Annotated in this window: 16 protein-coding genes; 11 read left to right on the top strand and 5 right to left on the bottom strand. The window is 64.7% G+C overall.

Translation table 11 applies throughout. The features are described from left to right. Window positions 1–171: 171 nt before the first annotated feature. The 7 genes from LMTR21_RS30995 to ligA all read left to right on the top strand — a co-directional run bounded on the left by LMTR21_RS30995 (window position 172) and on the right by ligA (window position 10,778). Window positions 172–1,167 (top strand): cell division protein FtsQ/DivIB, encoded by a 996-nt coding sequence (locus LMTR21_RS30995; RefSeq protein ID WP_065752703.1) that lies wholly within the window; start codon window positions 172–174, stop codon window positions 1,165–1,167. After that, window positions 1,164–2,483, top strand: coding sequence for a cell division protein FtsA (ftsA, locus tag LMTR21_RS30990; protein ID WP_065752702.1), 1,320 nt, complete (start codon window positions 1,164–1,166; stop codon window positions 2,481–2,483). Before LMTR21_RS30995 ends, ftsA begins: the two co-directional genes overlap by 4 nt. An 88-nt stretch (window positions 2,484–2,571) precedes the next feature. Beyond that, entirely contained in the window at window positions 2,572–4,371 is a 1,800-nt protein-coding gene (gene ftsZ / locus LMTR21_RS30985) for a cell division protein FtsZ (RefSeq protein ID WP_065752701.1), read from the top strand. A gap of 340 nt (window positions 4,372–4,711) precedes the next feature. Continuing rightward, window positions 4,712–5,671 carry a UDP-3-O-acyl-N-acetylglucosamine deacetylase gene (gene lpxC, locus LMTR21_RS30980; RefSeq protein WP_065752700.1) on the top strand — a complete coding sequence of 320 codons (960 nt, stop codon included), beginning with the start codon at window positions 4,712–4,714 and terminating at the stop codon, window positions 5,669–5,671. Between the two features lie 350 nt (window positions 5,672–6,021). After that, complete coding sequence (locus LMTR21_RS30975) at window positions 6,022–6,930, top strand: outer membrane protein assembly factor BamD (protein ID WP_065752699.1); 909 nt, start codon at window positions 6,022–6,024, stop codon at window positions 6,928–6,930. A gap of 13 nt (window positions 6,931–6,943) precedes the next feature. Continuing rightward, window positions 6,944–8,617, top strand: a complete 1,674-nt coding sequence (gene recN, locus LMTR21_RS30970) for a DNA repair protein RecN (RefSeq protein WP_065752698.1) — start codon at window positions 6,944–6,946, stop codon at window positions 8,615–8,617. Window positions 8,618–8,627: 10 nt separating this feature from the next. Continuing rightward, window positions 8,628–10,778 (top strand): NAD-dependent DNA ligase LigA, encoded by a 2,151-nt coding sequence (gene ligA / locus LMTR21_RS30965; protein WP_065752697.1) that lies wholly within the window; start codon window positions 8,628–8,630, stop codon window positions 10,776–10,778. Between the two features lie 121 nt (window positions 10,779–10,899). On the opposite strand, the gene LMTR21_RS30960 is transcribed toward ligA, so the two are convergent. The 3 genes from LMTR21_RS30960 to LMTR21_RS30945 all read right to left on the bottom strand — a co-directional run bounded on the left by LMTR21_RS30960 (window position 10,900) and on the right by LMTR21_RS30945 (window position 15,135). Then, window positions 10,900–11,508 (bottom strand): WG repeat-containing protein, encoded by a 609-nt coding sequence (locus LMTR21_RS30960; RefSeq protein WP_246174489.1) that lies wholly within the window; start codon window positions 11,506–11,508, stop codon window positions 10,900–10,902. A 261-nt stretch (window positions 11,509–11,769) separates the two neighbouring features. Then, window positions 11,770–13,044 carry a multidrug effflux MFS transporter gene (locus LMTR21_RS30955; RefSeq protein WP_065752696.1) on the bottom strand — a complete coding sequence of 425 codons (1,275 nt, stop codon included), beginning with the start codon at window positions 13,042–13,044 and terminating at the stop codon, window positions 11,770–11,772. Window positions 13,045–13,299: 255 nt separating this feature from the next. Beyond that, window positions 13,300–15,135: an aminopeptidase P family protein gene (locus LMTR21_RS30945; RefSeq protein ID WP_065752695.1), complete on the bottom strand. Its 1,836-nt coding sequence runs from the start codon at window positions 15,133–15,135 to the stop codon at window positions 13,300–13,302. A gap of 188 nt (window positions 15,136–15,323) precedes the next feature. On the opposite strand from LMTR21_RS30945, the gene LMTR21_RS30940 reads away from it, so the two are divergent. Continuing rightward, window positions 15,324–15,515 carry a hypothetical protein gene (locus LMTR21_RS30940; protein WP_065752694.1) on the top strand — a complete coding sequence of 64 codons (192 nt, stop codon included), beginning with the start codon at window positions 15,324–15,326 and terminating at the stop codon, window positions 15,513–15,515. A 4-nt stretch (window positions 15,516–15,519) separates the two neighbouring features. On the opposite strand, the gene LMTR21_RS30935 is transcribed toward LMTR21_RS30940, so the two are convergent. Continuing rightward, window positions 15,520–16,410 (bottom strand): 50S ribosomal protein L11 methyltransferase, encoded by an 891-nt coding sequence (locus LMTR21_RS30935; protein WP_065752693.1) that lies wholly within the window; start codon window positions 16,408–16,410, stop codon window positions 15,520–15,522. Between the two features lie 202 nt (window positions 16,411–16,612). Here LMTR21_RS30935 and LMTR21_RS30930 point away from each other — a divergent pair, with 202 nt between their 5' ends. Beyond that, entirely contained in the window at window positions 16,613–16,774 is a 162-nt protein-coding gene (locus tag LMTR21_RS30930) for a Flp family type IVb pilin (protein ID WP_065752692.1), read from the top strand. A gap of 318 nt (window positions 16,775–17,092) precedes the next feature. Here LMTR21_RS30930 and LMTR21_RS30925 read toward each other — a convergent pair whose 3' ends face one another. Then, window positions 17,093–18,694, bottom strand: a complete 1,602-nt coding sequence (locus LMTR21_RS30925) for a phytoene desaturase family protein (protein ID WP_065752691.1) — start codon at window positions 18,692–18,694, stop codon at window positions 17,093–17,095. Between the two features lie 182 nt (window positions 18,695–18,876). Here LMTR21_RS30925 and LMTR21_RS30920 point away from each other — a divergent pair, with 182 nt between their 5' ends. Beyond that, window positions 18,877–21,138: a fused MFS/spermidine synthase gene (locus LMTR21_RS30920; RefSeq protein ID WP_065752690.1), complete on the top strand. Its 2,262-nt coding sequence runs from the start codon at window positions 18,877–18,879 to the stop codon at window positions 21,136–21,138. Window positions 21,139–21,201: 63 nt separating this feature from the next. Continuing rightward, window positions 21,202–21,627, top strand: coding sequence for a YeeE/YedE family protein (locus LMTR21_RS30915; protein ID WP_065752689.1), 426 nt, complete (start codon window positions 21,202–21,204; stop codon window positions 21,625–21,627). Window positions 21,628–21,630 lie beyond the last annotated feature (3 nt).

Here is a 21,630-nt window from a genome sequence, read left to right as displayed (position 1 = left end):
AGTCCGAAGGTTAACGCTGGCGGCGCATGTGGCGCTTGGCTGCCGGGGTGTGCGCTGTTCCGACGTCAGGTCAGCACTTAAGTCCGGCACGGCCGAGACGTCATCTGGGCCAATACTCGCGAAGGCCCGCAAAAAGCGCTTGCGGGAACAACACTTGGACAGGCTCGTGCAATGGATGGTGCAGGACGCCTCACGCGGTCGGTGAGATCGGTGAGGCCCCAGGCTGACCTGAAAGCAGCCGCTATTGGAGCGGCCGTGCTGCTGCGCGAGTGGCTGGGCCGTCGCGCCCGTGCCCGTACCCCGGCCAAACCCGTGATCGATCGCGAGCCGTCGAATCGCCTGGTCCGTCTGGTCGAGCGCTATCTGCCGAATCGCCTCGGCGTCGCCTTGACCGTCCTGATGCTGCTCGGCAGCGCCGGCCTTGGCATCGTCAAGGGCGGTCACCTCGACGCATTCACGGCCGCGCTCAGCGACACCCGCAACGCGCTGGCCAACTCGGCCGGATTCCGCATTACCGAAGTCGTCATCAATGGCCGCAGGCAATTGAGCCAGGACGAGGTGCTCGCGATCGGGGGCGTCAATGGCCGCTCGTCGCTGCTGTTCCTCGACGCCGCCACCCTGCGCGACAAGCTCAAGGCCAATCCGTGGATCGCGGATGCGACCATCCTGAAGCTCTATCCCGGCCAGTTGCAGATCGACCTCGTCGAGCGCACGGCGTTCGCGCTGTGGCAGCAGGGCGGCCGGCTGGCCGTGATCTCCGAGGACGGGGCGGTGCTGGAGCCCTATGTGTCGCGCCGCTTCGTGACGCTGCCGCTGGTGGTAGGCAAGGGCGCCGACCTCAAGGCCCGCGATTTCCTCGCGCTGCTCGACCGCTATCCGCAGGTCCGCAGCGTCACCAAGGCTGCGATCCTCGTCGGCGAGCGGCGCTGGAATTTGCGGCTGAAGGATGGCCTCGACATCCGCCTGCCGGAAAACGACGTCGGCAATGCGCTGGCCATGCTCAGCAAGCTCGACAAGGAAGACCGGCTGTTCTCGCGCGACATCGTCGCCGTCGACATGCGCCTGCCGGACAGGCTCACGGTGCAATTGTCGGAAGACGCGGCGAAGGCCCGCGAAGAGCTGTTCAAGGACAAGAAGACCAAGAAGAAGCCGGGTGATTCAGCATGACCGGCCTCGATCGCAACCAGACCCCGAAGACGCGGCCCGTCGACCACAAGCGCACGGCGCTGGTGGCTTCGCTCGATATCGGCACCAGCAAGATCGCCTGCATGATCGCGCGGCTGAAACCGTCGCCGCCGAGCGAGGCGCTGCGCGGCCGCAGCCATGCGGTGGAATTGATCGGCTACAGCCAGATCCAGTCGCGCGGCGTCAAGGCCGGCGCGGTGGTCGATCTCGCCGAATGCGAGCAGGCGGTGCGGCAGACGGTGGCGCTGGCCGAGCGGATGGCCAAGGTCCGCGTCGAGTCAGTCTTGCTGTCGGTTTCCGGCGGCCGGCTGCAGGGCCAGCTCGTGGAAGCTGCCGCCGATATCAGGGGCGGCGCGGTCACGGCCGACGACGTAACCCGCGTGACGTCCACCGGCATGCGCCATGCCACCGGCGAGGGGCGCACGGTGCTGCACGCGCTCCCGGTTGGCTACGCGCTCGACGGCGTCAAGGGCATCCGCGACCCCCGCGGCATGGTGGCCCGGCAGTTCGGCGTCGACATGCAGGTGGTGACGGTGGATGCCACGGTTGCCCGCAATCTGATGCTGGTGGTCGAGCGCTGCCATCTCAACGTCGAGGCCATGGCGGCGAGTCCTTATGTCGCAGGGCTTTCCGTATTGACCGACGACGAAGCCGATCTCGGCGCCGCCGTGGTCGAAATGGGCGCGGGTTCGACCACGATCGCGACGTATTCCGGCGGCCGTTTCGTGCATGCCAGCGGTTTTGCACTCGGCGGCCAGCACGTCACGATGGATCTTGCACGCGGCGTCGGCGCATGCATTGCGGATGCCGAGCGAATCAAGACGTTATATGGCACCGTGCTGACCGGCGGGTCCGACGCGCGCGAGCTGATGTCTGTACCGACTGCGGGCGAGGAACACGATACGCCGCAGATCGTTTCGCGCGCCACGATTGCCAACATCGTCCGGCATCGCGCCGAGGAGATTTTTGAAATGGTCCGGGACCGGCTCGCGGATTCCCCCTTTGCGGCAGAGCCGAGGGCGCGGGTCGTGTTGAGCGGCGGCGCCTCCCAGCTCACCGGCACCGTGGAACTCGCCACCCGCATTCTCAACCGGCCGGTCCGGATCGGCCGTCCGCTCGGTTTCGGCCGGCTGCCCAACGAGGCCAAGAGCGCCTCGTTCGCGGTGCCCGCAGGTCTCCTGGTCTATCCGCAATACGCTCATCTGGAACACGTCGAACCGCGGCATACGCGGCAGCTCAAAACAGGGACTGACGGCTATTTCGGAAAGGTCGGACGATGGCTTCGCGAGGGCTTCTGATGACCGGACCTGTAACCAAACGATTTTCACCAAATCCCGCGGCCGCCGGCCCGGGCGAACCAAAGCGCGCGTCGTAAGAGAGGCAACCATGGCACTCAATCTGACACCCCCTGACATCAGCGAGCTGAAACCGCGGATTACCGTCTTCGGCGTCGGTGGAGCAGGCGGCAATGCCGTCAATAACATGATCACCGCCGGGTTGCAGGGGGTCGATTTCGTCGTCGCCAACACCGACGCGCAGGCGCTGACCATGTCGAAGGCGCAGCGTATCGTGCAGATGGGCACCCAGGTGACGCAGGGCCTCGGCGCGGGGTCCCAGCCTGATGTCGGCGCGGCGGCGGCGCAGGAGGTCATCGACGAGCTGCGCGACCATCTCACGGGCGCCAACATGGTGTTCGTCACCGCCGGCATGGGCGGCGGCACCGGCACTGGCGCAGCTCCGGTGATCGCCAAGACCGCACGCGACATGGGCATCCTCACCGTCGGCGTCGTCACCAAGCCGTTCCACTTCGAAGGCCAGCGCCGCATGCGCACCGCCGAAGCAGGCATTGCCGAGCTGCACAAGGTGGTCGACACGCTGCTGATCATCCCGAACCAGAACCTGTTCCGGGTCGCCAACGAAAAGACCACCTTCGCCGATGCCTTCGCGATGGCCGACCAGGTGCTCTATTCGGGCGTCGCCTGCATCACCGATTTGATGGTCAAGGAAGGCCTGATCAACCTCGACTTCGCCGACGTCCGCGCCGTGATGCGTGAGATGGGCAAGGCGATGATGGGCACCGGCGAGGCAACCGGCGAGAAGCGTGCGCTGACCGCAGCCGAGGCTGCGATCGCCAACCCGCTGATCGACGATTCCTCGATGAAGGGTGCGCGCGGCCTCTTGATCTCGATCACCGGCGGCAAGGACCTGACCCTGTTCGAGGTCGACGAAGCCGCTACCCGGATTCGTGAGGAAGTCGACCAGGACGCCAACATCATCGTCGGCGCTACCTTCGACGAATCGCTCGACGGCATTATCCGCGTGTCCGTGGTCGCGACCGGCATCGACCAGTCGCAGATCGCGCGCAACGCTGGCACCCCGGCCGCCGCTGCGGCTGCTGCCCCGGCCGCGACCAGCCCGGCTTCGCCGGACAACCGGCTGGCCGAACTGACCGCTCGCCTGCGCGCCGACAATGCGCGTCTGGCCGAGCGCGCCCAGAAGCTCGAGCCGACGGCTGCGCCGCAGATGATTGCTCCCGCACCGGCCGCTGCGCCGGCACCCCGCGGTAACGTCGAGCGCGCGGCGCTCGCCGCGATCGCCGCGGCGGTCGGCACGGAGCCGGCGCAGGCCGCACCGATCCAGCCGGCCTCCTATGGCGACGTCACGGTCCGCCCGATCGCGCAGAAGCCGACGCTGTTCCCGGATCACAAGGAAGCCGCCCAGCCCGAGCCGCCGGCTGCGCCCGAAACCTTCATCCCGCAGGCGGCCGAACGTCCGCCGCTCCGCACGCCGCGGATGCCGAAGTTCGAGGATCTGCCGATGCCGGCACAGGCCGAGATTCGACAGGCCCGCGGCGAAGCCGAGGAAGAGCATCCGCAGAAATCCAAGCTGTCGCTGCTGCAGCGGCTGGCCAATGTCGGCCTCGGCCGCCGCGACGAGGAGAACGAGCCGCCGATCGCGGCGCGTGCCTCAGGACCTGCGATGGCGCCGCTGCCGCCGCTCCCCGAGCGCAAGCCGCAGCGGACCGTTGCCCAGCAGATGGCGAATCACGACCCGGTGTCGGAGTACGCAAAGCGCCCGGCGCCGCAGGGTTTGGACGCCCATGGCCGCCCCGCACCTGTTGCCCCGGCGCCACAGGGAGACGACCATCTTGATATCCCCGCCTTCCTGCGACGGCAGGCCAACTGAGCTTTGTAACAATTGAGGCGACCCGAAAGGCCCCGGCTGACCCCGCCGGGGCCTTTCTCCTTGGGGTGACAGGTGTTTCGCCAACCAACTGATTTTAAATCATTAATTGTACTTTAAGTGCTCAAATGCCACAGTTGGAACCGGTGGTGGCGGCGCCGGAATTTGGTTAACCCTTGGCGTGAATGCGGCAGAGATAGGGTAACAATCCGTAAAGAAGCGTGAGTTGCGGGGTTTAGGGCAGTGACTATGGTCTGCCGTGACTTGGGGATGCCTAAAACGCGAATCGCCGCGCAAGTGCGGTTCCGAGCTTTGGGTTAAGTCGGGTAGTGGGCAGTTATCGATGAAATTCAGCCGCCAAACCACGCTTCGGTCGCAGGCCACCGTAACGGGCGTTGGCGTCCATTCCGGTTTACCTGTCAGCTTGACGCTTGGACCTGCTCCTGTGGATGCGGGTTTTATTTTTGTCCGTACCGGCCTCGATGAGGCCGACCGCGAAGTTCCCGCGATCGCGGAATCCGTTACCGCCACTGATTTGGCCACCGTCCTCGGCGACCGCGAAGGGCCGCTGGTTTCCACCGCCGAGCATGTTCTCGCTGCCCTGCGCGGCATGGGCGTCGACAATGCCATCATCGAAGTCGACGGCCCCGAAGTTCCGATCATGGACGGCAGCGCGGCTGCCTTCGTTGCCGCCATCGATCAGGCCGGCATCGTCACCCAGTCGGCCTCCCGCCGCTTCATTCAGGTGCTGAAGCCGGTGCAGGTCGCGATCGGCGACAGCTTCGGCGAACTGCGTCCGCATGCGAACGGGTTCCGCGTCGAGGTCGAGATCGACTTCGCCAATCCGGTGATCGGCCGCCAGAACTATTCCATCGATCTCAGCCCCGAAAGCTTCCGCCGCGAGATTTCCCGCGCCCGGACCTTTGGCTGCATGAACGACCAGGCGCGGCTCTGGAGCGCCGGCTTTGCGCTCGGTGCTTCCTTTGAGAATACGGTGGTGTTCGACGACACCCGTCTGCTCAACCCCGAGGGCTTCCGCTTCAGCGACGAATGCGCCCGTCACAAGGTGCTGGATGCGATCGGCGATCTGACCCTGGCCGGTCTACCGCTGCTCGGCGCCTACCGTTCGGTGCGCGGCGGCCACAAGCTGAACCACGCCGTGCTGACGGCCATGCTGGCCGATCGCAGTGCCTGGCGGGTGGTAGAAGCCGAGCCGGCACGCCGTCCCCGCAGCCATGTCGAGGCAGGCGGGGGCATGGTAGGCGGCATGATCGCCCCGGCCTACGGCCCGGACGTTTCCTGACTTTCGCTTGCGAAATGTCCTGAACGTCCGTTTTCGCAAAATCCTTTGAGTTTCTGAGCCGTTTTGCGCCGCAGAGGCGCATTTTCCGTAATAACCACAGTGGTAACGAGGCCGGCCAGCCGCCTTAATCCGGGCGAATTGGCTGCGTATTCGGTTGGTCGAGGACCATTTTTCGGCTACAGAGACCCGCGGTTTGTACGACAGTGCGCCACGGGGCCTTGAGAATTGGGCACCAAACGTAGTTGGGGACCAAACGCATTGGGCACGGGTATATGACGTCCATGACGGCGGTTCAGGGACGGGCGGGCTCAATCATCAGTCGCATCACAGGGCGTCAGGTCACAGATTCCATGTCGGCACAGCGTATGACGCTTGAACCCAACAAATCATCCAGGCTTTCGAGCCTCGCTCGCGCCGGACGGTCGCTGCGGCTGGCAGCGGGCCTGATCGTGCTCGCGATTCCCCTGAGCGGCTGCGGCACCGGCGCGCTGTGGGACAAGTTCACCCAGAAGGACGACACCTTCAACGAGGAGCCCGCGGACAAGCTCTACAATGAGGGCTTGTACCTGATGAACCAGCGCAAGGATAACAAGGCGGCGTCGAAGAAATTCGAGGAAGTCGACCGCCAGCATCCTTATTCGGACTGGGCGCGCAAATCGCTGCTGATGTCGGCCTACTCCTTCTACAATCAGGGCGACTACGATAGCTGCATCGGCGCCGCGACCCGTTACGTCACGCTGCATCCCGGCAGCGCGGATGCGGCCTACGCGCAATACCTGATCGCAGCCTCGCATTACGACCAGATCCCGGACATCTCCCGCGACCAGGGCCGCACCGAAAAGGCGATCGCAGCGCTGGAAGAGGTGATTCGCAAATATCCGACCTCGGAGTATGCCAACTCCGCCAAGGCCAAGCTCGAAGGCGCGCGCGACCAGCTCGCCGGCAAGGAAATGGACGTCGGTCGCTACTATTTGGAAAAGAAGGACTACACCGCCGCCATCAACCGCTTCAAGACCGTGGTCACCCGCTACCAGACCACGCGGCATGTCGAGGAAGCGCTGGCGCGCCTGACCGAGTCCTATATGTCGATCGGCATCGTCGGCGAAGCGCAGACGGCAGCCGCCGTACTTGGGCACAATTTTCCTGACAGCCGCTGGTACAAGGACGCCTATAATCTTGTAAAGTCGGGCGGTCTCGAGCCGAGCGAGAACAAGGGTTCCTATATTTCCAGGGCCTTCAAGAAGATGGGTCTCGGCTAGGAAATAATTTCGCATGCTCGCGCGTCTGTCGATCCGTGACATCGTCCTGATCGAACGGCTCGATATCGAATTCTCCCGTGGCCTTGCGGTGCTGACCGGCGAGACCGGTGCGGGTAAATCCATCCTGCTCGATGCCTTCGCGCTGGCGCTCGGCGGCCGCGGTGATTCGGGCCTGGTCCGTCACGGCGCGGAACAGGGCCAGGTGACCGCTACCTTCGACGTTCCCAAGGGCCATCCGGCGACAAAAATCCTTTCCGAGAACGGCCTCGACGATACCGGCGAGATGATTCTCCGCCGCGTGCAGCTTGCCGACGGTCGCACCCGCGCCTTCATCAACGACCAGTCGATCAGCGTGCAGACCTTGAAAGCCGTCGGCGCTGTCCTGGTCGAGATTCACGGCCAGCATGACGAGCGCGCGCTGGTCGATGCCTCGACGCACCGGCAGTTGCTCGACGCCTTTGCCGGGCTGGAGAAGGAGGTCGCGGCGCTGGAAACGTTGTGGGAGGCGCGGCGTACCGCGAATCAGGCGCTGGGTGAGCATCGCGCCAGCATGGAGCGCGCCGCGCGCGAGGCGGATTATCTGCGCCACGCTGCCGACGAGCTCAAAACGCTGAAACCGAAGGACGGCGAAGAGACGACGCTCGCCGAGCGCCGCACCATCATGATGCAGGGCGAGAAGATCGCCAGCGACCTGCGCGAGGCACAGGAGGCCGTCGGCGGCAACAACTCGCCGGTGCCGGCACTGGCCGCCGCGGTGCGCCGCCTCGAACGCCGCGCCGCCAATTCGCCGGCGCTGGTCGAGCCGGCGGTGAGGGCGATCGACATCGCGATCAACGCGCTGGAAGAGGCCGACCAGCATCTGAGCGCCGCGCTCGTCGCAGCCGATTTCGATCCTGCCGAACTCGAGCGCATCGAGGAGCGCCTGTTTGCGCTGCGCGCCGCCTCGCGCAAATACTCCACGCCGGTCGACGGGCTGGCGGCACTGGCCGCGAAATTCGTCTCCGATGTTGCGCTGATCGATGCCGGCGCGGATCGGCTGAAGAAGCTGGAAGCGGCTGCTGCCGAGGCCGACCAGCGCTACGGCGCGGCAGCCGAAAAATTGTCCGCGGCGCGGATAAAATCCGCCGAGAAACTCAACAAGGCCGTCAATGCCGAACTGGCGCCGCTGAAACTTGAGCGCGCGAAGTTCACGACGCAGGTCGAAGCGGACGCGAAGGCACCGGGGCCGCAGGGTATCGACCGTGTCGAGTTCTGGGTGCAGACCAATCCGGGGACGAAGCCGGGGCCGCTGATGAAGGTCGCCTCCGGCGGCGAACTGTCGCGCTTCCTGTTGGCGTTGAAAGTGGTGCTGGCCGACCGCGGTTCGGCGCCGACGCTGGTGTTCGACGAAATCGATACGGGCGTCGGCGGCGCGGTCGCTGACGCGATCGGCTCGCGGCTGGCGCGGCTCGCCGGCCAGGTCCAGGTGATGGCGGTGACGCACGCGCCGCAGGTCGCCGCAAGGGCCAGCCAGCATCTGCTCATTTCCAAGGACGCACTCGACAAGGGCAAGCGCGTCGCCACCCGCGTCAACGCACTCGCCGCCGACCACCGCCGCGAGGAAATCGCCCGCATGCTGGCCGGCGCGGAGATCACCGCGGAGGCGAGGGCAGCCGCGGAGCGGCTGTTGCGCGCGGCGACGGCGTAGTTGCAGCGTCATGGCCAAAGCAGCAAAAGCAAAGGCGCTCCCCGACGTCGAAAAGCTCACCAAGGCGCAGGCCAAGGTCGAGCACACGCGGCTGACGCTGGAGCTCGAGGGGCACGACAAGCGCTACTACCAGGACGATGCGCCGAGCGTGACCGACGCCGAATACGATGCGTTGCGCCAGCGCTTCAATGCGATCGAGAAGCGTTTCCCCGAATTCGTCAGTTCGGATTCGCCATCGCAAAAAGTCGGCGCCGCACCATCAGGGCGTTTCAAAAAAGTCCGTCACTCTTTGCCGATGTTGTCGCTCGACAACGCCTTTGCCGAGCAGGACGTGATCGACTTCGTCGGCCGTATTGAGCGCTTTCTCAAGCTCAGCGACGACAAGATCGATTTTTCCGCCGAGCCGAAGATCGACGGGCTGTCGATGTCGCTGCGCTACGAGAACGGCGAACTCGTCACCGCTGCGACGCGCGGCGACGGCGCGGAGGGCGAGGATGTCACGGCGAACATCCGCACGCTGGAAGATGTCCCGCAGAAGCTGAAGGGCCGTAACGTCCCTGACATCTGTGAGGTGCGCGGCGAAGTCTACATGACCAAGAAGGCGTTCCTCGCGCTCAACGAACGCCAGAAGGCCGCAGGCGATACCATTTTTGCAAACCCGCGCAATTCCGCGGCCGGTTCGCTGCGTCAGAAGGACCCGGGCATCACAGCCTCGCGGCCGCTCGGCTTCTTTGCCTATGCCTGGGGCGAGATGAGCGCGATGCCGGAGAATACGCAGACCGGCATGATCCACTGGTTCGAGCGCTGCGGCTTCAAGACCAATCCGCTGACCAAGCTGTGTCACTCGGTCGATCAGCTCATCGCCTTCCATCGCAAGATCGAGGAGCAGCGCGCCGAGCTCGACTACGATATTGACGGCGTCGTTTACAAGGTCGACCGCATCGACTGGCAGGAGCGGCTCGGCTTCGTCTCACGCACACCGCGCTGGGGCGTCGCGCACAAATTCCCGGCCGAGCGCGCCATGACGGTGCTGCGCGACATCGAGATCCAGGTCGGCCGCACCGGCTCGTTCACGCCGGTCGGCAAGCTGGAGCCGGTCGGAGTCGGCGGCGTCATCGTGCAGAATGTCACGCTGCACAATGAGGACTACATCAAGGGCATCGGTAACAAGGGCGAAGTGTTGCGCGAGGGCCGCGATATCAGGATCGGCGACACCGTCGTGATCCAGCGCGCCGGTGACGTGATCCCGCAGGTGGTCGACGTCGTGATCGACAAGCGGCCGAAGGGCGCAAAGGAATTTCACTTCCCGAAGAAATGCCCGTGCCCGTTGCATACCGACGTCGTGCGCGAGGAGACGGCGGCCGGCGAGGAAGGCTCGCGCGCCCGCTGCACCGGCGAGTTTGCCTGTCCGTTCCAGAAGATCGAGCATCTCAAGCTGTTCGTGTCGCGCCGCGCCTTCGATATCGACGGGCTCGGCGAGAAGCAGCTTCAGTACTTCTTCGACCATGGATGGGTGACGGAGCCGGCCGATATCTTCACGCTGCCCAAGCGCAACGCCAAGCTCAAGCTCGAAGAGATCGAGGGTTACGGCGAGACCTCGGTGCGCAATCTGTTTGCCGCGGTCGAGAACCGCCGCCGCATTGCGCTGGAGCGCTTCATCTATGCGCTCGGCATGCGTCATGTCGGCGAGACCACGGCGCTGGCGCTGGCGCGAGGCTACGGCTCCTGGAAGGCGTTCCACGACGCCTGCCTCATGGTCGCGAAGGGCGACGAGGAGACCATCGCGGAGATGGACGCGCTGGACCAGATCGGCGACACCGTGATCAAGAGCGTCGCCGCCTATTTCGGCGAGAGCCACAACCGCGGCATCGTCGAGCGCCTGACCAAGGAGCTCGAAGAGATCATCGACGCCGAAAAGCCGAAGAGCAATTCGGCCGTCGCCGGCAAGACCGTGGTGTTCACGGGATCGCTGGAAAAGATGACGCGCGATGAAGCCAAGGCCACCGCCGAGCGGCTGGGCGCCAAGGCTGCGGGCTCGGTGTCGAAGAGGACGGACTATGTGGTCGCGGGACCCGGCGCGGGGTCTAAGCTCGCTGAGGCGAAGAAGCACGGCGTGCAGGTGCTGACCGAGGATGAGTGGCTGAAGCTCATCGGGGAGTGAGAAGGTTCTCTCGCCGTCATTGCGAGGAGCGAAGCGACGAAGCAATCCATCGTGCCGCAAGCGGATAAATAGATTGCTTCGCTCCGCTCGCAATGACGCGGGAGATCTGCGAGTTCGGTCGTCACTTGAAATCGAGCAGATATTCCTCGTACGACCGGAAGGGCGAGACCGCACGTCCCCTGCGGTCGATGCGTCCCCATTGCCCGCCCGCGTACCCGCCACGCTCACGCGCACCCTCAGTGGCAGTGGTGTCAGGGACATAAGTGCAAGCCGTGCAGACAACAGCAACGCCATCCCTGAATGGATAGGCTCCGTCATACGTCGCCGGGATCACGAGATTGAGCTTGCGGTCGATGTATCCAATCTTGCTGCCGACCCGCGCCCGCGCGAGACCATCCTCGAAATTGTCCGGGCCGCTGTCCATTGCTTCAACCGGCACCGGGATGGCGCCACGTCGAACGTAGTACCATTGGTATTTTCGTGTGTCGGTCCCATTGAACAACATGACGGAAGCCAGCCCATCACGGTCATATCGAAGTCGAGCCAAATAGGCCCGCTTCAAGCGCGGCCGCCCGTCGGGGCCCGTTGCCGCGCATTGCTTGAAAATGCGCTCGGGCTGCCAGCAATCGAAGACCACTGGCGTAACCGTGTTCTGGTCAATTGCCATGGCCGGCCTGGATGAGAGTGCAAGCAGGGCGCCCAGCGCAATAATCTTGAGAAAATCAGGCATGATGCAGGCTCGTCGTGGGCAGACTGCCCCCAGCCATCACTGCGAGCATGCCAGTCCATTGCGGCGTAAGAAAGTAATGGATTGATTTATCCGGCTGGCAATTACGTCATTCGGGCTACAAGTTCGTCATTGCGAGGAGCCAAGCGACGACTTGTCCGCCGTAGCTCGAAGAGCGAAGGCGGAAGCAATCCATCTATCTCCATGCGGCGCTATGGATTGCTTCGCTGCGCTCGCAATGACGATGCCGGCAATTTCGTGCCCCTACAACATCCCCTTGTCTTCTTCCTCCGCCTTCTCGATCAATTCCTCGCTGACCACAACCGTTCGCCGCGGCACCAGGAAGAACATCGCCGACGCGCACGCGATCGAGAGCGCGAAGACCGCCGCCGTCAGCGGCAGCGTGGTGGTGGAGTGGCCGCCGAGATAGGCGCCGAATTGCGAGACCAGCGCGCCGATGCCCTGCTGCAGAAAGCCCATCGCGCCGGAGGCGGTGCCGGCGGCTTCGGGGCGGACGCTGATGGCGCCGGCGGCGTTGTTCATCACGAAGGCGTTGGCGACCATCACGATCATCTGGGTGCCGAACAGCCAGACCGGCGCCTGATTGGTGCCGGTGATGCTGAAGACGAGGTTCAAGAGGGCGCCGGCGAACTGCAGCGCCAGCCCGAACCAGATCAGCCGCTCCAGCGACTGACGCGGCGCGAAGCGGACGCAGAACACATTGCCGATCAGATAGGCGAATCCTGTCGCCGCAAACCAGGCGCCGTATTCGGCGGTGGTGCGGCCCATCTGCGTCACCACGATGTAGGGTCCGCCGCCGGCGAACACGAAAATAATCTGCGATGCCAGCACCTGGCACAGCACATAGCCGATGAAGGCGCGGTTGCGAATGAGGCTGCCGATGTCGCCGCGAAAACTGCTGCTCTGGCTGCGGACGCGGCGCGTCTCGGGTAGTGCGAGGGCGATCAGCACCGCGACGCTGAGCGACGCCACCGTGATGAAATAGAAGATGGCGCGCCAGCCGAACGCGGTCTCGAGCAGGCCGCCGACCAGTGCGCTCAGCATCTGCGCCATCATCATGACGGCGATGACGAGGCTGATCATGGAGCTGATGCGGTCGCGGCTGTAAAGGTCGCGGATGATGGCGCGGCTCACCACCATGCCAGTGGCGCCGCCCAGCGCCTGCAGGAAGCGCGCGGCGATCAGTTGCGGCAGCGTCTGCGCCAGCGAGCAGCCGATGCTGGCTACCACCATCAGGGCGAGGCCCGCGAGCAGCACCGGACGGCGGCCGAACTTGTCCGACAGCGGCCCCATGATGAGCTGCGAGCAGGCGATGCCGACCATGTAGAGCGACACCGTCATCTGCGCGACGGAGATGTCGCCGCCGAACGTGGTCGCCAGCACGGGCAGCGCCGGCACCAGCATGTACAGCGAGATCGGCGCGACGCCGGTCATCGCGACCAGCATCAGCAGCATGATTTTCGAGGTCGCAACGGCATTCGCCGCCGCGCCGGGCGGCTTGCCCACGACGCCGTGCATTCAGCTCAGATCCTGTTTTGGTTGAGCTGACTTTTACCCAGATGGCTCAGCGGGAATAGGGACGTTTCGGCATGCGGCCATGCCGATTTCGGGAGGCGGGCGGGGGATGCATCGCGCGAACAAATTCCGCTGTCGTCACCCGCGAAGGCGGGTGATCCAGTATTCCGAGACGTTAGCGATTTAATCGATAGGCCGCGGCGTACTGGGTCCCCCGCCTTCGCGGGGGACGACGGTTGTGAGCCAGGCAACCGCTGCTCAAAGTGGCAGCAACGCCGCCGTCGCTTCATCCAGCCACAGCTTGGTGGCGTTGTCGTCGAGATGGGGGCGCACCGCGCGGTTGACGCGCTCGTGGTAGTCGTTGAGCCACTTCAGTTCCGTCGCGCTCAGCATGTTGACGTCGATCAGGCGGCGGTCGATTGGCGCCAGCGTCAGCGTCTCGAAGGCGTTCACCGGCTTCTCGGCGCCGGGGACGTCGGTGCCGACGACGAGTTCGAGGTTCTCGATCCGGATGCCATAGGCGTCGGTCTTGTAATAGCCGGGCTCGTTGGAGAGGATCATGCCGCGCTTCAGCGGCGTGGTGCCGAGTTTCGAGATGCGCGCCGGGCCTTCATGCACCGAGAGATAGCTGCCGACGCCGTGGCCGGTGCCGTGCTCGAAATCGAGGCCGGCCTGCCACAGAAATTGCCGCGCAAAGCTGTCGAGCTGCGCGCCAGTGGTGCCGTCGGGAAACACCGCGCGCGCAATTGCGATGTGGCCGCGCAGTACGCGGGTGAAGCGATCACGCATTTCGTCGGCGGGCTTGCCGATCGCAATGGTGCGGGTGACGTCCGTGGTGCCGTCTTCATACTGCGCGCCGGAATCGATCAGCAGGAGGTCGCCGGGCACGATGCGCCGGTTGCTCTTGCGGGTGACGCGGTAATGCACGATGGCGCCGTTCGGCCCGGTACCGGCGATGGTCGGAAACGACACATCCTTCAGCGCACAGGTTTGGCGGCGGAACGTTTCCAGCGCCTCGACGGTGTCGATCTCGGTCAGCGCGCCCGAGGGCGCCTCGCGGTCGATCCAGGCGAGGAAGCGTGTCAGTGCCACCGCGTCGCGCTGGTGCGCGGTCCGCGTGCCCTCGATCTCGGTGATGTTCTTCACCGCCTTCAACAGGCTCACCGGATCGCTGCCGCGCACCGGTTTGCCCCCGGCGGCCGCGATCAGGCGGCTCAACGCGTCGGCTGCGGTGGCGCTGTCGAGCGCGATTGCGGTGCCGCCGCGCGCGAGTTCGGTCAGCATAGGCACCATCGCGTCGGGTTCGCTGACATCAGCGGACTGTTCGAGATGGTCGCGCGTCAGGTTGGAAAGCTTGCGGTGATCGATGAACACGGTGGGGCGGCCGTCCTTTGGCACCAGCGCGTAGGACAGGGGCAGCGGCGTGTGCGAGACGTCGGCGCCGCGGATGTTGAAGGTCCAGGCCACCGCGTGGCTATCGGACAGCACCAGCGCATCGACGCCGAGCTTGTTGATCTCAAGTCGGATGCGCTTGAGTTTTTCGGCCTCGATCTCGCCGGAAAACTGCACGCCATGAATGGCGACGGGGCCGCGCGGCGGGGCCGGGCGCTCGGTCCAGATCTGGTCCAGCGGGTTGCTCTCGACCGCGATCAGTTCCGCGCCCGCCTTGGCGCAGGCGGCGGCCAGCCGCTCGGCTGCCGCCGAAGTGTGCAGCCACGGGTCAAAACCGAGGCGATCGCCGGCCGCAAGGTGCCGGGACAGCCAGTGTTCCGGCGGCGGATCGGCCAGCGGCTCGATATGCCAGGCCTTGCGGTCGACCTGCTTGGCGGCCTGCAGCGTGTAGCGGCCATCGACGAAAACGGCGGCCTCGCGCGTCAGGACGATCGCCAGGCCGGCCGAACCGGTGAAGCCGGTGAGCCAGGCCAGTCGCTCTTCGGAAGCCGCGACATACTCGTTTTGCTGCTGATCGGCCCGCGGAATCACGAATCCGGTCAGCTTCCGCCGTGCCAGTTCCTCGCGAAAGCTGCCGAGCCGCGCGGCAAGCGCTACACCGCCTTCGGGTTCTTCGAATGTCTGGAAATGGGCTTCGAACATCGCCGGGTCACTTTAGGGTTGGGCCGAGGGGTGCGCAATCGGGCGGAGTTGGCCACAATTTGGCATATTCCGTGCTTCATTATATCCGTCCGCGTTAGTCGGACGAATGGTTTTGCGCCCCAAGCCGTTCGGCTCAAGATACCGGGAGGCTCAAGGAGTGTTTCAACTCAACGAAGAGGGGATACACCATGCCTGCTTTCATGTTTGAGAAGATTACGCCACCGCCGGTCGATCGCAGTCCGGTCCCGCCGGTCGCCAACAAGAAACAGCGCGGCGTCATCGTTCAGATCCTCGACCGGTTCGCGGAGAAGCGCGTCAAGCGGTCGTTGCAGGAAGAGAAGGGCGTCATCGCCCGCAATCGGAACAGACCGTCCGAATAGAATTTCAGTTCACCTTCCGCAGCAGCAGGCTGCTCCAGCCTTCGATGCGCAGGTGGCGGACCGGCACCAGTCCGCGGGCGCGATAGGCGGCGACGACGGCAGGCGCTTGAGGCGTCAGCAGCCCCGAGAGGATGACCAAAGCCGACGGTGCCAGATGCCGCGCCATCGGCCCCGCCAGTTGCCGCAACGGATTGGCGAGAATGTTCGCCAGCACCAGATCGAACGGCGCGGCCTGTGCAAACTGCGGCGCTGAGAAGCCGGTGGCGCGGACCGCCCGCACCAAATGTCCCGCTACGTTCAGCCGCGCATTGTCGCGCGCGACCTGCACCGAGGGCGGGTCGATATCGCTGGCCAGGATCTTTTCATGCAGCGCCTTGGCTGCCGCGATCGCCAGCACGCCAGTGCCGGTGCCGAGATCGAGCACGCGGCGCGGGCGCCAGGCTTTCAGGACATGATCGAGCAGCAGCAGGCAGCCGCGCGTGGTGCCGTGGTGGCCGGTGCCGAACGCCAGCGCCGCCTCGATCTCGATGCCGAGCTTGTTGGGTGCGACCCGCTCGCGGTCATGCTGGCCGTGGACGACGAATCGCCCGGCGGGGACGGGAACGAGATCTTCGAGGCTGGCCTTGACCCAGTCCTTGGCCTCGACCGTATCGAAGACGATGCCCGCGGCGATGTCAGCGCCGGCGGCAGTGGCCACGAGTTCGCGCGTCAGCGCCTGGTCGGGTGCTTCCGCAAAATGCACCGTGACGTCCCATCGCCCATCCGGCCGTTCGAACGCGGCAATCGCAGCCTGGCCTTCAAAAAAAACTTCGGTCAGGACATCGACGACATCCTTGGCTGCGTGCTCCTCACCGACGGCAAAATTGACGCGGTGTGTAGCGGATAAGTAAGTCATTGAAGAACCTAGGAAAATGAAGAGGGGCGTGATTGGGGCGGAGTGTTTCGTTCAAATTTGAGCAAATATCACGCTGCAATACTCGGAAAAGTTGCGGGTCCGACGTTAGAGCAGCCTTAGATTCATCTCCGTAGGTTCCCGGGCAGGAACTGCAGGGGGAACCCCGGTTCCACAAACATCAACCCAGGGTCGGAACCAACCAATGTCGATCATTAAGTCATTCCTCAAGGACGAGTCGGGCGCCACGGCCATCGAGTATGGCCTGATCGCAGCTGGTATCGCGATTGCGATCATCACCGCCGTGAACGGTCTCGGCACCAAGCTGAGCACGAACTTCGATACCATCAGCTCCTCGCTGAAGTAATTGCCAGTTTCGGGGGCGTTTCGGGACCGGGCGCGGTCGAGCGCCTGGTCCCGTTATTTTTGGGGCCGGCGCTGCCGGTCATTTCCACCGCTTGTCCACAGTCGAGCAGGGCCTTGCTGATCCAGTTATCCCTGTAGCCATACCGAGGCCTTCCACCGCCGCCAGGGCGGGTTTTCGACAACCGATCCACAGGTTTTCCCGTCAGTTTCCCACCGGTCGTCCACAGCTTGTTCCACATCCGCGCGCTTCAGTTTGCGGGCGGAAGACAAGCCGCCGTCGTGGGTTAAGATTTCGTTCACCACGCCGCGCGTTTGTCAGCTATCCGAACAGCCCGCGGTGATCGCCCAGGATCACCTTCGCGGCGTTGTGGCCGGGAGCGCCGGTGACGCCGCCGCCGGGATGCGCGCCCGAGCCGCAATGGTAGAGCCCCTTCAGCGGCCCGCGATAATCGGCATGGCCCAGCATCGGCCGCGCCGAGAACAATTGGTTGAGCGTGAGCGCCCCGTGAAAGATGTCGCCGCCGAGCAGGCCAAACTGCCGTTCCAGATCCAGCGGTGACAGCACCTGGCGGCCGATGACGCTGGCTGCGAAACCCGGTGCGAATTTATCCACGGTAGCGATCATGAGGTCGGCGACTTCCTCGCGATGATCGTCCCATGATTTCCCGTCCGGCAGTTCCGGCGCGACATGTTGGCAGAACAGGCTCGCGACATGCTGTCCATCAGGCGCGAGCGACGAGTCGAGCGTCGAGGGGATCAGCACTTCCACGACAGGCTCGCGGCTCCAGCCATGGCTGCGCGCGTCGAGCCAGGCGCGATCCATGTAGCCGAGGCTCGGCGCGAGGATGATGCCGGCGGTGAGATGATCGCCGGCGCCGGGCAGGGCGCTGAACGAGGGCAGGGCATTGAGCGCGACATTCATCCGGAACGTGCCTGATGCGTTGCGCCAGTGCCCGATGCGCTCGAGGAATTCCGGCGCCAGCGCGCCTGCTGGCACCAGTCGGGTATACAGCAATTTCGGATTGACGCCGGAGACGACATATTTCGCGCGAATGGTCTCGCCATTGTCGAGGATGACGCCCGCGGCGCGGCCACTCTCGACGATCACTTCGCGCACGCCGGCCTCGGTTTCGATCTCCGCGCCGGCCCCGCGCGCCGCGCGCGCCATCGCCTGCGTGATCGCGCCCATGCCGCCGATCGCGTGGCCCCACACGCCCTTCTTGCCGTTCACCTCGCCGAACGCGTGGTGCAGCATCACGTAAGCCGAGCCGGCGGCGTAGGGGCTGGCGTAGTTGCCGACGATGGCGTCGAATCCGAATAGCGCCTTCACCAGGTCGTTCTCGAAACGCTCGTCCAGCATTTCGCCGGCCGAGCGCGTAAACAGATCGAGCAGGCTGCGCTGCTGTTCGAGCGTGAGTTTGCGCAGGATGCCGGCGGTGCCCATCGCATTGAAGGCTTCGCGGACCGCGCTGATGCCGAACCCCTCGACGAGGTTCGGCGGCGCGCGCAGCACGAATTGCCGCAACACGTCGGCGATGGCCTCCAGTTCGCGCGAGAAGGCATCGATACGCGCCGCATCGTGCTTGCTGAGTCTCTCGACCGAGGCCTGCGTGCGGCCTTCGCCGGTGAGCAGATAGCTGCCGTCGGGCGCGGGCAGGAAGTTCTGCACGCGGCGCTCGACGATGCGCAGGCCGTGTTCGGCAAGTTTCAGGTCGGCGATGATCTGCGGGTTAAGCAGGCTGACCGTATAGGCGGCCACCGAATTACGGAAACCGGGATGGAATTCTTCCGTCACCGCGGCGCCGCCGACAACCTTGCGGCGCTCGACAACTTTCACGCGCAGGCCAGCCATCGCCAGATAGGCCGCGCAGGTGAGGCCGTTATGCCCTGCACCGATAATGACGATTTCGGTTTCGTTCATGTCCGCTTCAAGAAGGTTTGATTAGAGCGATTCGTCATTCTGGGGTCGATGCTTCGCATCGTCCCGGAACGACCCTCCTTATCCCGCATTGCCCGTCATGTCGCCATATGTTCCAATCCGCCTCTCTGGCATAAATCCGCCGGAATCCCGCCGGCTCCTGCCGGGTTCAAGCCGGAGCTTTCATGACTTTTGAGCCGTCTGCCTCGCGAAACCGGCTGGTGCTGGTCGTCTATACCGCCGCGATCTTCGTCAGCGCGCTGCTGCTGTTTTCGGTGCAGCCCCTGTTCACCAAGATGGTGCTGCCGCGGCTCGGCGGCTCGCCGGCGGTGTGGTCGGTGGCGATGGTGTTCTTCCAGTCGCTGCTGCTCGGCGGCTATGCCTATGCGCATTTCCTGATGCAACTCCGCAACCGCACGATGCCGGTGGTGGTTCATCTGGTGCTGCTCGCCGTTGCGATGCTGACGCTGCCGCTGTCGATCGCGAGCGGGTGGGGCGATCCGCCGACATCAGGCTATGCGGTCTGGCTGCTCGGCCTGTTCGCCGTCTCGATCGGGTTGCCGTTCTTTGCGCTCGCCGCCAACAATCCGCTGCTGCAGGCCTGGTTCGTCCGCACCGGGCACCCCAACGGTCCGGATCCTTACTTTCTCTATGCTTCGTCGAATATCGGCAGTTTTCTGGCGCTGTTGTCCTATCCGGTGCTGCTGGAGCCGATGTTCACGCTGCGCACGCAGAACCTGATCTGGTCCGGCGGCTATGGCCTCTTGATCCTGCTGATCGCAACCTGCGGCGTGTTGCTGCTGCGCTCGCCGGCTAAGGCGGCGGAACTGAATATGCCGGCCGACGACAGCGACGCACCGGCGCCGTCATGGATTCTGCGCGCCCGCTGGATCTTCCTCGCTGCCGTACCGTCGGGCCTGTTGATCGCGGTGACCGCGCATATTTCCACCGACGTCGCCGCTGCGCCGCTACTGTGGGTGCTGCCGCTATCGCTCTATCTCTTGACCTGGGTGCTGGTGTTCCAGTCGCGGCCGCTGTTGCCGCACAAGTGGATGCTGCTGGCGCAGCCGCTGGCGATCGCCGGCACCGTGGTGCTGCTCGCGGTCGGCGGCGAGCAGAATCTGCTGCTGACGCTCGGCGGGCATCAGCTCTGCTTCTTCGTCATTGCGATGGCTTGCCATGGCGAACTGGCGCGCACGCGCCCGGCTGCGAAATATCTCACCGGCTTCTATGTCGCGCTGTCGTTCGGCGGCATGGTCGGCGGGCTCTTTGCCGGCCTGATCGCGCCGTTTACCTTCTCTTGGGTCGCCGAGTATCCGATCCTGCTCGCGCTTGCGGCGCTGTGTCGCCCAGCCGGCAACGAGCGCCTGCCGCGCTGGAGCCGATGGTACTGGCCGTTCCTCGCGGTGCTGGCGGTGGCATTGATCGCACCGACCTATTCCACCGGGAACGTGTTCAATTGGCTCGACACCAACAGGGTCTGGGTGATCGGCGCGGTTGGCGTGCTCTCGGCGCTGTTGGCGCTTGGACTGAATGCCGACCGCTGGAAGATCTTCGCAACCGTCGTGGTGGCGCTGGTGCTGCTGCGCGCCTACCCCTCCGACGAGGGGCGGGTGGAAACTGTGCGCAGCTTCTTCGGCGTCCACAAGATCGTGGTGACGCCGAACGGCCAGTATCACGTGCTGATGCACGGCACCACGATTCACGGCGCCGAGAAATTCAAGAACGACGACGGCACGCCGGTCACCGGCCAGCCGGAGCCGATCACCTATTACCACAAGGACGGCGGCATCGGTCAGGCGATCACCGCGATCCGCGAGCGCAAGGGCGCGCCGCTGCGGGTGGCGGTGATCGGGCTCGGCTCCGGCACGCTGGTCTGCGCGTCCGAGCCCGGCGAGGAATGGAAGTTCTTCGAGATCGACCAGACCATGGTCGATACCGCGCGCGACCCGAAATATTTCACCTACATCCAGGTCTGCGAGCCGAATCTCGAGCCCGTGATCGGCGATGCGCGGCTGACCTTCGCGCGCGAGCCGAACGGTGTCTACGATCTGATCATCGTCGACGCCTATTCGTCGGATGCGATCCCGATCCATCTGGCGACCGAAGAGGCGATGGAGATCTACAAGTCCAAGCTGGCGCCGCAGGGCGCGGTGGTGATGCACGTCTCCAACCGGCATCTGGAATTGTCGAGCGTCGTCGTCGGCATCGCCGATGCCAACGATCTGAAAAGCTGGGTCTATAGCGAGGATACCAACCGCGACAGCGAATACATCTTCTCGACCTCGGTCGTGGTTTCGGCGCGGGAAGAAGTCGATGTCGGCAAGCTGGCGTCGTCGGACCAATGGGCGCTGACCGAAGCCGAGGACGACCAGCGGGTCTGGACCGACGATTATTCCAACGTGCTGGGTGCGGTGTGGCGGCGGCTCCGAAAGGGCGAGGAATAGCCGCCTTGCAGCCGGGCGGGGCGCGCCTATGATCAGGGCGTGCCCTGAACCGATGGAGCGACGATGGCCAATTTCACTCCGGTATCGGCCGCAATCGGCGGCGCGCTGATCGGACTTTCCGCGGTGTTGCTGATGTTATCGACCGGGCGGATCGCCGGCATCAGCGGCATCTTCAGCGGTCTGTTGAACTTGCGCGGCGAAGACAAGGGCTGGCGCATCGCTTTTCTCGCCGGACTTATGCTCGCGCCTGTCATCGCCGGATGGATCGGCCACGGCATGGCAACGCCCGCGCTGCCGGCCAACTGGGCTGTCATTGTCGCGGCGGGGCTTTTGGTCGGCTTCGGTACGCGGCTCGGCGGCGGCTGCACGTCCGGTCACGGCATCTGCGGCGTAGCGCGGCTGTCGCCGCGCTCGGTTGCCGCCACGGCCATCTTCATGGTGGTGGCGATCGTCACCGTCGCCGTCACACGTCATGTGTTGGGAGGCTGAACC

It is taken from the genome of Bradyrhizobium paxllaeri (assembly GCF_001693515.2).
GTDB lineage: Bacteria > Pseudomonadota > Alphaproteobacteria > Rhizobiales > Xanthobacteraceae > Bradyrhizobium > Bradyrhizobium paxllaeri.
This window is presented reverse-complemented; position numbering and strand designations above follow the sequence as displayed.

Excerpts from the sequence above, each read along its gene's own strand:
- ftsA (WP_065752702.1), top strand. The coding sequence starts at position 1,164 with ATGACCGGCCTCGATCGCAACCAGACCCCGAAGACGCGGCCCGTCGAC.
- LMTR21_RS30930 (WP_065752692.1), top strand. The coding sequence starts at position 16,613 with ATGTCGATCATTAAGTCATTCCTCAAGGACGAGTCGGGCGCCACGGCC.
- LMTR21_RS30940 (WP_065752694.1), top strand. The coding sequence starts at position 15,324 with ATGCCTGCTTTCATGTTTGAGAAGATTACGCCACCGCCGGTCGATCGC.
- ftsZ (WP_065752701.1), top strand. The coding sequence starts at position 2,572 with ATGGCACTCAATCTGACACCCCCTGACATCAGCGAGCTGAAACCGCGG.
- LMTR21_RS30915 (WP_065752689.1), top strand. The coding sequence starts at position 21,202 with ATGGCCAATTTCACTCCGGTATCGGCCGCAATCGGCGGCGCGCTGATC.
- LMTR21_RS30960 (WP_246174489.1), bottom strand. The coding sequence starts at position 11,508 with ATGCCTGATTTTCTCAAGATTATTGCGCTGGGCGCCCTGCTTGCACTC.
- LMTR21_RS30920 (WP_065752690.1), top strand. The coding sequence starts at position 18,877 with ATGACTTTTGAGCCGTCTGCCTCGCGAAACCGGCTGGTGCTGGTCGTC.
- LMTR21_RS30995 (WP_065752703.1), top strand. The coding sequence starts at position 172 with ATGGATGGTGCAGGACGCCTCACGCGGTCGGTGAGATCGGTGAGGCCC.
- LMTR21_RS30925 (WP_065752691.1), bottom strand. The coding sequence starts at position 18,694 with ATGAACGAAACCGAAATCGTCATTATCGGTGCAGGGCATAACGGCCTC.
- lpxC (WP_065752700.1), top strand. The coding sequence starts at position 4,712 with ATGAAATTCAGCCGCCAAACCACGCTTCGGTCGCAGGCCACCGTAACG.
- recN (WP_065752698.1), top strand. The coding sequence starts at position 6,944 with ATGCTCGCGCGTCTGTCGATCCGTGACATCGTCCTGATCGAACGGCTC.
- LMTR21_RS30935 (WP_065752693.1), bottom strand. The coding sequence starts at position 16,410 with ATGACTTACTTATCCGCTACACACCGCGTCAATTTTGCCGTCGGTGAG.
- ligA (WP_065752697.1), top strand. The coding sequence starts at position 8,628 with ATGGCCAAAGCAGCAAAAGCAAAGGCGCTCCCCGACGTCGAAAAGCTC.
- LMTR21_RS30955 (WP_065752696.1), bottom strand. The coding sequence starts at position 13,044 with ATGCACGGCGTCGTGGGCAAGCCGCCCGGCGCGGCGGCGAATGCCGTT.
- LMTR21_RS30975 (WP_065752699.1), top strand. The coding sequence starts at position 6,022 with ATGTCGGCACAGCGTATGACGCTTGAACCCAACAAATCATCCAGGCTT.
- LMTR21_RS30945 (WP_065752695.1), bottom strand. The coding sequence starts at position 15,135 with ATGTTCGAAGCCCATTTCCAGACATTCGAAGAACCCGAAGGCGGTGTA.